Origin of the sequence: Pontixanthobacter aestiaquae, assembly GCF_009827455.1 — a bacterium.
Taxonomy (GTDB): Bacteria; Pseudomonadota; Alphaproteobacteria; order Sphingomonadales; family Sphingomonadaceae; genus Pontixanthobacter; species Pontixanthobacter aestiaquae.
The window spans coordinates 1-9,009 of the sequence record NZ_WTYZ01000002.1; the positions used below are offsets into that span (position 1 = coordinate 1).

A 9,009-nucleotide genomic window follows, 5' to 3' on the forward strand; every position below is an offset into this window, starting at 1 on the left:
CATCGCATCGCCGTCATAGAGGAACCGCAGATCGCTGGTCAGCGCGCCCGATGTATAGCCCTTATAGGTGTAGAGCCGCCCGAGCGGATGGTATTTAAGCTCCGCATCCAGCGCGCCGGTATAGGACAGGCTGGCGCAGTTGGTGTTGCCGGTCCCTTGGCTGCGCTTTTCTACAAGGCGGTTTTCTATGTCATAGAGATAGACCGATCCGCCATCTGCGGTCAGATTGCCATTGGTATCGTAGCAGAAGCTCGCCGACCCAGCGCTGTCATACTGGTTGAGACCGTTGGCGGTGTAGGCACGGATGAGAGGGGTGTTTGGAACGCCGACGCGGCTTTTTGAAAATGTGACCTCCGGTGAAAAGCGCGCGAATGCAGGAGGTTGCGGGGATTTCGGAAGTGTGGAGTGTGACTTTTGGTTCTGGAAGAGTCGTGGTGGAGTTGCGTTGCCCTGCCACCAGCGCAGCGCTTGGGAGGAGCTTCCGGTGGCGCGGTGCTATCGCGCTGGAGTGTGAGGGCCAAGGGCATAAGCGCAGGGTGGCAGATTTAGGGGGTGTAGGAAATGGGTTGTGTTGTACCAGATGGATTGGGACTTAAGTAAACTATTATCGTAATGCCGCCATATTCCATCGGCTTCGGCTGCCTATGGTTTGTCGGGCAACCGTTCCAAAATTTCGTGGTTCGATCCGGTCATGATGCCGGGATGTTTAATCTAAGAGGCAATCGCCCTCATTTAAGAACTCAAAAGGATTCCGTGACCCAGCCATCGCAAGTTGTCCCATAAAACTTGAGAATGGCATTCAACCGCTTCTGCTCAGCCAAAAGCAGCTCGTGATCTGGAAGCATCAAAATACTCGCATAGACGGACACATCGCCGCTGCCATTGGCACCGTCGTCAACAAAGACCGTGCTCTGATAGCCATAGGTTTCTAAGTCATTGACGATATTTTCAGCCGTCTGACGATTGCCAGCCCAGCACGTGAATTCGATCTTCCTTTTGACGCGCAGATTGATTCCCTTTGAGGCAAGCTGAAATAACACTTCTCCGTCGTCGTCCGATGGAAAATTCTCTCGTAATATTTTCAATCAATCTCTCCATCTTCACGGCGCAGACGCTTACCAGGCGACTCGATCTGATTATAGTTTTGATCACTCTTTGGACCTCCGTTGCGGTCCAAATTACGCGATTCCTGCTTGAAGGATTCACGGTCACTAGATGCGGAGCGCGTGTCTGATTTCACTAGAGGATCACTATGCTGCCTATCAACTCGACGTCCTGACTGTTTAGCTCGCGAAGGATCGCCTTTGCCGTCGTAAGTTTTTCCAGAAGCGTGGTGGTTCGTATAGGAGCCCGTCGGACAATTATGCACCAACACCCGCTGTTCACCAACAAAGTAGGTTTCGAAATCAGCGACGGTGAGATTGTACGTGGCATCGGTTCGATCAGTTTCTGTCACTGAAGCGATCACCATGCCGCGTCCATCACGCGTGACCACAGCCATTCCGGCTTGAAGCTCTTCGGTTTTCCTCCAACCCTGCCCTGCAATCCACCAAGGATGATCGTCCGTAGTTTCGAAAAATGCGGTGTCGCCATCCGCACCGGTCAGCGACACTTCCCAGATTATGCGCTCATGACGCTGGATAAGGTCAGTCACATCTTTCAGGGCGGTTTCACCAGTATTCTCGTCACGCGCCCATACTTTGTCACCTACTTGAATCTCTTCAATCGGTCGAAGGCCAGCTTCGGTTTCGACGAGAGTGCCGGCAACAAAACAGCACGTATTAGACGCTCTCCTTTTTGGCAGTATTTTCTTGACCCTCCTCACAATGGGCTTGCCGATCTTGCTGACCACTTTGCACGGTTTCGCCCTCCACAAGCGACAGCGGCCGCGCCTGCGATGCTTGGAGCCTCAATGAAGTCGCTGACTTCTTCGATCGTATCGCCGATCACAAAATCATATATTCGTCCTCCAATACTTCTCCCTTGCTCGCCGCTGGGATCCACCCCATTTACCGGATCATTCCGACATATGCATAGAGATTAAACTGGTCCTCATACCAAATAGGATCGGTCTGGAGGAACCGTCCTAGCGTGGGCGAGTAGATGCGGGCCTTGTAATAATACATACCCAGTTCTGGCAGCCACGCTTGTCCCGTGTATTGGAACCGGCCTTGGTTGGTCGAGCCATTGATGCCGTATTCATCATAGGTGTTGGCGTTGAGCAGTGTGCCGGTGTAATTGGCGACCGCGATAATGCTGCCCTGATGATTGGCCATCAGGAACCGGCGCTTGCCTGGCGAGACTGTGCTGCCCTCATACCAGATCAGCGGATCGTCCGCATCGGCATTGGTACCGTGAACATACCGGCGCAGGATCGTGCCGGTGGAGCTATACTCTGCCACCATCGCATCACCATCATAGAGGAACCGCAGCGATGTGGTCAGCACGCCCTTGGTGTAGCCTTCATAGCGATAGAGCCGCCCCAGCGGATCATAGCTGAGTTTGGCGTCCAACGTGCCTGCATAGGACAGGCTGGCGCAGTTGGTGTTGCCGGTTCCTTGGCTGCGCTTTTGGAGTTATATATCAGCGAACCCAAAATATATGAGTATCTGACTAAGGAACATGCAGAGATTGAAATTCAAAACGATACGAATCATCGCTTTCGAATACTTTGACTACTAGCACTAAATCACTCGCCCCTTCTTCCAGAGAAAATAAATCAATCCAAAGCTCCCAAAAACCATTCATCCACCGATAAAACGATGTATGCCAACTCTCATCTGGAAGACTAACTAACGTGCAACCATAGAGGTCAATTGTTTGATCTATGTATGCAAAATTCTTCTTGGAGATAGGGGCAAAATCTAGAGAATCAATTACAGATGAATCTTTTGAAATCAGATATTCAACAATTTTCGCTAAATCTGATCGCCAGACAAGAGGTATCGGGAGTTCAGAACTCCCATCCTTTTCTACTTTTAATATCGAGGGCATAACCTAATCCGGTGAGTGAATCTCTTTGTGGCATTTCAAGCAGACTTCCGCGTGATTGTCACTTGTCGTGGTGCCGCCATCCGAGTGCCGTTTTATATGGTGCCCTTGGGAGTTGCTTGCATCAATATCCCTCCCACACGCGTTCCCACATTTACCTCCTTGCTCGGCACGCTTGGCTTCTCGCTCCTTCGCTGTAAAAGATCGCGGCTTTGCCCTTTTTTCCTTAGGGACACTGCCTTTACCCCAGGGTGGTTTAGGCAGTTTTTTGATTACTGGTTCTGCAGCCTTTTTTACTAACTTACATGGCTTGGCAAGTCCGCATGCAACTGCTGCGGCAGTTTGCACAGTAGGATTGTCTAGAACCTGCTTTACTTCGGTAAGTGTATCACCAACGAAAAATTCAAATATTCCGCTTGCAACTTCTTTAGCTACTTCCTTGCAATAATTGTTAGTGCATAGAACTGTGGTCCCTGTGGGATCCACGTTATTAATCGGATCATTTGCGACATATGCATAGAGATTGACCTGGTCCTCATACCCGATGGGATCGGTCTGGAGGAACCGTCCTAGCGTGGGCGAGTAGATGCGGGCTTTGTAGTAATACATACCCAGCTCGGGCAGCCATGCCTGGCCGGTATATTGGAACCGGCCGTCATTGGTCGAGCCATTGATGCCGTATTCGTCATAGGTGTTGGCGTGGAGCAGATTGCCGGTGTAGCCGGTCACCGCGATAATGCTGCCCTGATGATTGGCGAGCAGGAACCGGCGCTTGCCAGCGATGGTCGTGGCTCCGTCATATTCGATCAGCGGATCGTCCGCATCGGCATTGGTGCCGTGAACATAGCGCCGCAGCATGGTGCCGCTGGCGTTGTACTCCGCCACCATCGCATCGCCGTCATAGAGGAAGCGCAGATGGGTGGTGGGTAGACCCGAGGCATAGCCCTCATATTTGTAGAGCCTGCCCAGCGGATCATAGCTCAGCTTTGCATCGAGCGCACCAGCATAGGACAGGCTGGCGCAATTGGTGTTGCCGGTCCCTTGGCTGCGCTTTTCTACAAGGCGGTTCTCTATGTCGTAGAGATAGACCGATCCGCCATCGGCGGTGAGATTGCCATTGGCGTCGTAGCAAAAGCTCGCCGGACCCGCGCTCTCATACTGGTTGAGACCGTTGGTGGTATAGGTGCGGGTGAGATCGACATGCCCGTCCCACGTATAGGTCTCGTTATTGCGGCTGACATGCGAGAGCTGGCCCGAGGCGATGTAATCATAGCCGAACGTGATGTCGTGCGCGGTATTGCGCAGATCATGCGCCAGAGAGGTGGTGCGGCCCGCGCTGTCATAGGCAGGCGTGGTGACCGTGTTGAACTGGTTGTAGGGGTATTCGCGTTTCTCGACTAACCCGCGCGATGTATAGCTCATCCGGCCGATCTCGGTGGTGGTCTGCAGCAAGCGGTCCGCGCGGTTCAGCCCGTCATATTCGATCTGCCAGTAGCGGTTATCGGGATGGGTAATCCGCGTGCGGTTGCCATTATCATCATATTGATAGCTCAGCGCGCGATTGGCACCGTCCATCGTATCGGTGACCGAGATCATCCGCCCGAACCCGTCATAGACGCTGATCGAGCCGTCGCCGCTTGCGGAGTCAAAGCGGATCGCGGTTTGCAGGCTGCGCAGATCGTAGCTGTAATAGACATTGCGCGTGTGGGTAGAGGAAAGCCCGGCGCGCGATGGCACCGTCTTCACCGTTATCCGGTTCAGATTGTCATAAGTGTAGGTGAGCGTCGAGCCGTCGCGTTTCCTCAGGCTCGTGCGGTTGCCGTTATCGTCGTAGGCGTATTCTTCGTAATCGGCAGTGTTGATCGCGCCCGCGCTGGAGAGCGCGCTTGCAGGCGTGGCTTTGTTAAAGCTCGAAGGGCCGGTCTTTGACGGAAAAATCCATTTGGTCTGCCGGTCGTGCCCGTCATACTCCATTTTGGCCTTATTGCCGTTCGCGTCGACCACATGCTCGATCTGGCCATTGGTGGTGTAGCTGTAAGTGACATCGGCGATCTCGACCGATGTGCCGACCGCCTTGCGCACCTGCAGCACTTGCCCCGCGGCGTCGTAAATGGTCTTGGTAATCCGGTCGGGGCCATCGCTGCCCTCTGTGCCCAGCGTGCAGGCATCGGCCGGCAGCGAACCATAGACCGCCGGATTCATCCGCACCGCAGCGCATTCCAGACGGCCCACGCTGTCATAGCTGTACTGGGTGAGTCCGATTGCCACGCCGTCCGATCCCTTGACGATGTCGGTCAGCTTGCGGCCCATCGCATCGTAGGTGGTTTCAGCAGTGGTGAAGACCGTAAAGTCCGCACCCCATGCCGAGGGCACGACAGTCTCACTCTTCCACACGGAGAGTTCGCCCGTTTCAACCTTGATCGGGCGGCCCGCCGCATCATACGTCGTTCGCGTGGCCGCATGTTTGAGCGGACCGGTGCCGTCGGGGTCGGGCGCAATTGTGCCCACCGTTCGGCCCACCGCATCATAACGTGTCGCAGAGGTGTAATCGGAAGCAGATGATTGAGCCTGAGCCGCAGAGGATGCCGCGCCAATGCTGGCGATTGCCAATCCAATCTTGCCAAGCCGGGCGGTCATGGCGCGCGCGCGGTTCATGGGCATACTCCCGACACGCCAAGCGGCTGCGTCTCGCTGATCTTACGGCCTCTATCGTCATAGGTGTAACAGGTCCGTAGCGTCTGACCATCAGCGGTGACAGCAGTACCAAGTAATAGTAGATTGCTGCCCTTAGATGCGCTGCCTTGCTGATACTCATAGGTAGTGACGACTTCATCCGAAGCGCCAGCGGCACAATTGCCATTGCTATCGGCTGCACTGGTCTTGCAATATTCTTCTGACGTTAGCACCCAAACCGGCGACGTGGAAATCATATATCCAGAGCCGCTCTTCTTCCACGGACTCATCTGCGTGTAAGTATAACGAGTTTCAGGACGAACGCCGCTTGCATCCGCCGGAAGCGTCCTCTTCAGGACCCCGCCGTGCAAGGACGAGTAAACGGCGTTAGTCACGCGACCTTTGCCGTCAGTTAATGTCGTGGGCTTGCTACAATTCACTTCGGTGGAGCAGTCATAGGTGAAACGGCGCGTTATGTTGGGATCGTTTGTACCTAAGCGCGGCTTGTCGACGACAGTAAGAATGTTTCCATAAAGATCATATGTATAATCTGACTGGCTCCCATCTGGACGTTTCCAATATTTAGCAGATACTGCCGCGCATCCGGTAACATAGGGGTAACCGGGCTGTCCGCCAGCGCCAATCAGTGTGCAGTAATCTGCGTTGAGCTCCTGGCCCAGCTCGTCGACGATTTTTTTGGGGTTTGGAGAAATCATGTATGAATCGCCATATTGATAACCGGGACGTGTCATCTCCTGATACCTTACCGAAACTGTTTCCCCGTCAGCGTCCGTCACGACGCCACCGGCCACTTCCATTTCAATTTCATTATGTTCGGTTATGTACCAGTCGTAGGAATATGTTGGCCCGTCCGTGAACGTCTGGCTGGTTGTGTATCTGTAGAATGGGTTGGCAAAGTTGGAGTTTACCAAATAGGGCGTAATCTCACCCGGATAGAAAAAACTGTCAGTCCAAGTGTAGTTGCTATTTGGCCAATTTTGGGTTGCTGTTGCACGAGCTGCCGGACTAAACGTAGAGGAATATGTCCAGACGTTGTTCCCGGAATCCGTAGCCGCAGTCATATAACCGTTTGAGCCATATGAATAACTCGTCTTATAGCTCGCGGAAGCACAGCTATTAGCCGTCGGGACTGTTTCAATCGCTGCGTTAAAAACGCACGCTTTGCTCACGAATCTATCGACCGGATTTGTGACCCACTCAAGAATGAGTACATAACCGGTGCTGCTTGTCACCCGTCTTAAAAAGGTATAGCTTGATGCAGTTGGCTCGTCATAGCTCAACGTATAAGTGACACCGCTTGGTTCTTCAATCTTAGATGCGTAATATCCCTCGCCGCTCCGGCCATGACCTCTGTTAGGGCCATCGGAATAGGTACCGGCAGGTCGGAAGGTTATCTTTGCGCCATCAGCGGCCGTATACAGCAGGTACCGATCCAGTGCCCCGGGGCCAGTGGGCACTGCCTGCAAGCGCGCCCTGTAATCCGGTGACCGAGTTGTAAAACTATTTGAGTTTCCTGCGGACAAGAATCCCGTACCCCGAGCGCCGCGAACAGAAAAACTTGCGTCACCGCCCTTAACCGGAATGTACGTCGCGAATATGTGCCAGTTGTGGGAGAACTGTCCCATCGGTTTCCACGCACTTTGCAATGACCCATTTGTTCGAGAAAAACTTATACCGCCAACTACTCCAATGGTTAAGTCAGTTTTTTTGTAGATGTATAGCCCGGTGCGCATGTCCACGCCGCCTTGGCTGATCGCGTATTGTTCTGCTGGAGAAGGCGGTATTGCATCAGGAGGGGGTGGGCCGTCTTGCGCAGAAAGCTGTCCGCCTTGCACGGCCAAAGCGCCCAATAGAGCCAAGGCCCTGCCACCAAGTGCCACACGCACGCACATGATAACATTCCCAACCCAAGATTGCCGAACGTAACCCCTAGAACCGGCGCGCGTATATTGAGTTCTGTTTTGGCCAAAATTTTGCATAATACTTCTCGCAGTGCTCAAAAAGTATGCCTTACTTTTCAAATCAGCTTTGTTTAGGCTTCTCATTACTGGCACGATACACCGCAATCATCGTCATCAATAATTGTACCCACGGCGGCCCCATCAGAGATTGTCACACCTCCGCTTGGACTAGAGAGGTTGAACGCAAACGTCTCTGGGCTCTCAATAAACAAGTCTTGTGATGTCGTGATAAGAATCCACTTACTCGTTTCGCCTGCGGAGAAGTTCAGTGTCCCCGATGTTGCCTGAAAGTCATTTGGCCCTGCCGATCCATAACTCGTAGCATAAGCGACGCTAGCGCTTGTATTGTGTGGAGAGCTTAATGTGACAAAGAAATACATGGCTCCACCTTCGGTTGCCGCTGCGTCAGCAACGCCAAGCGCTGGCGGCGGCGGTGGTGGAGGCGGTGGTGGAGCCGTTCCGCCACCATTTGAACCGCTCTCCGTACAGGCCGATACTGTACTATCGGAAGTTAACTGAAGCTCAGTCCTATTACCAGCATCATCATAACAAAACGAATGCGTTTCATCGTCATTTTGGCCGCCCGACGTGTCGACAATGATCAGCCGGCCTAAAGCATCGTATGAATATTCCTCAGTGCTAGTAGTTTGAGCGAAAGCAGCAGAACTTCCAAGAACGAGAACAAGTGCTGTTAAGCCAAAAAAATGGGTAGTTCGCATTGACAATCGCCCCCGTTCGATTCGCTCGAACATGACAGGATACTAAATTGAGTCAACTTGACGCGAGCGTAAATTATTACAGTTCAATGATATATCGGCGTCGTTACAGGATGCGAATTACTTAAGTCCGCCTGTGGATATCTAGTTATGTCGATCCGTTAGTCGCTTCTATGGGAAGCCCCGGCGTAAGGGTCATAATCAGCGGGCGGTAATTCTTCGCGCGGCCCCAGTTCCGTATTTGGACTTGCAACGTATGCTTGCGGTGCGGCAGTTTCTTGTGATATCAAGCCCATCAAAGCACTCGCTAGGACTGGCGCTCCAAGCAAAACAAAACATCCTAGGATAACCCGCAGCGCTACTCTTGCTGACAGGTGGCCGGTTAACATCATCAATCCGACATAAGCGACAGCCAGAACGCACAAGCTAATGGCCACACTGCCAAGCATAGTATCGGTGATCCAATTGACCGCGTTCGCGACGGGATCGCTGCCAGAGGGTTCGAATAAGGATGATCGAATAGGCACGGCGAGTACTTATTGCGGATATACGGCAAATTGCTACCCTCCGTGTATCTCGAGGTATTGTCGTAACCCCGAGCATCGCGATGCTCTCTTAATAGGAGAGTTCGTGATGAGGATTTTGTC

10 protein-coding genes are annotated in these 9,009 nt (G+C 52.9%); 2 read left to right on the top strand and 8 right to left on the bottom strand.

Going from position 1 to position 9,009, the window contains the following annotated elements:
• The coding region (locus GRI35_RS13610; RefSeq protein WP_235900348.1) for a hypothetical protein at window positions 1-342 on the top strand (342 nt) is incomplete at its 5' end.
• 398 nt (window positions 343-740) lie between these two features.
• Here the strand turns inward: GRI35_RS13610 and GRI35_RS13615 are convergent.
• The 7 genes from GRI35_RS13615 to GRI35_RS14030 all read right to left on the bottom strand — a co-directional run bounded on the left by GRI35_RS13615 (window position 741) and on the right by GRI35_RS14030 (window position 8,026).
• Window positions 741-1,085 (bottom strand): ribonuclease E inhibitor RraB, encoded by a 345-nt coding sequence (locus tag GRI35_RS13615; RefSeq protein WP_160614937.1) that lies wholly within the window; start codon window positions 1,083-1,085, stop codon window positions 741-743.
• Window positions 1,082-1,852: a polymorphic toxin-type HINT domain-containing protein gene (locus tag GRI35_RS13620; protein ID WP_160614938.1), complete on the bottom strand. Its 771-nt coding sequence runs from the start codon at window positions 1,850-1,852 to the stop codon at window positions 1,082-1,084. Before GRI35_RS13620 ends, GRI35_RS13615 begins: the two co-directional genes overlap by 4 nt.
• A 157-nt stretch (window positions 1,853-2,009) precedes the next feature.
• A complete protein-coding gene (locus GRI35_RS13625; RefSeq protein ID WP_160614939.1) occupies window positions 2,010-2,513 on the bottom strand; it encodes an RHS repeat-associated core domain-containing protein in 504 nt (167 codons plus the stop codon).
• A 100-nt stretch (window positions 2,514-2,613) separates the two neighbouring features.
• Window positions 2,614-2,994: a DUF7668 domain-containing protein gene (locus tag GRI35_RS13630; protein WP_160614940.1), complete on the bottom strand. Its 381-nt coding sequence runs from the start codon at window positions 2,992-2,994 to the stop codon at window positions 2,614-2,616.
• Window positions 2,995-2,997: 3 nt separating this feature from the next.
• Entirely contained in the window at window positions 2,998-5,646 is a 2,649-nt protein-coding gene (locus tag GRI35_RS13635; RefSeq protein ID WP_160614941.1) for an RHS repeat-associated core domain-containing protein, read from the bottom strand.
• Window positions 5,643-7,730 carry an RHS repeat domain-containing protein gene (locus GRI35_RS13640; RefSeq protein ID WP_160614942.1) on the bottom strand — a complete coding sequence of 696 codons (2,088 nt, stop codon included), beginning with the start codon at window positions 7,728-7,730 and terminating at the stop codon, window positions 5,643-5,645. Before GRI35_RS13640 ends, GRI35_RS13635 begins: the two co-directional genes overlap by 4 nt.
• Window positions 7,730-8,026 (bottom strand): Calx-beta domain-containing protein, encoded by a 297-nt coding sequence (locus GRI35_RS14030; RefSeq protein WP_353959054.1) that lies wholly within the window; start codon window positions 8,024-8,026, stop codon window positions 7,730-7,732. Before GRI35_RS14030 ends, GRI35_RS13640 begins: the two co-directional genes overlap by 1 nt.
• On the opposite strand from GRI35_RS14030, the gene GRI35_RS13880 reads away from it, so the two are divergent.
• Window positions 8,010-8,165: a hypothetical protein gene (locus GRI35_RS13880; RefSeq protein ID WP_235900350.1), complete on the top strand. Its 156-nt coding sequence runs from the start codon at window positions 8,010-8,012 to the stop codon at window positions 8,163-8,165. The two genes, GRI35_RS14030 and GRI35_RS13880, sit on opposite strands and share 17 nt — an antisense overlap.
• A gap of 358 nt (window positions 8,166-8,523) precedes the next feature.
• On the opposite strand, the gene GRI35_RS13650 is transcribed toward GRI35_RS13880, so the two are convergent.
• On the bottom strand, window positions 8,524-8,889 hold the full coding sequence (locus tag GRI35_RS13650) for a TrbC/VirB2 family protein (RefSeq protein WP_160614944.1): 366 nt from the start codon (window positions 8,887-8,889) through the stop codon (window positions 8,524-8,526).
• Window positions 8,890-9,009: the final 120 nt, after the last annotated feature.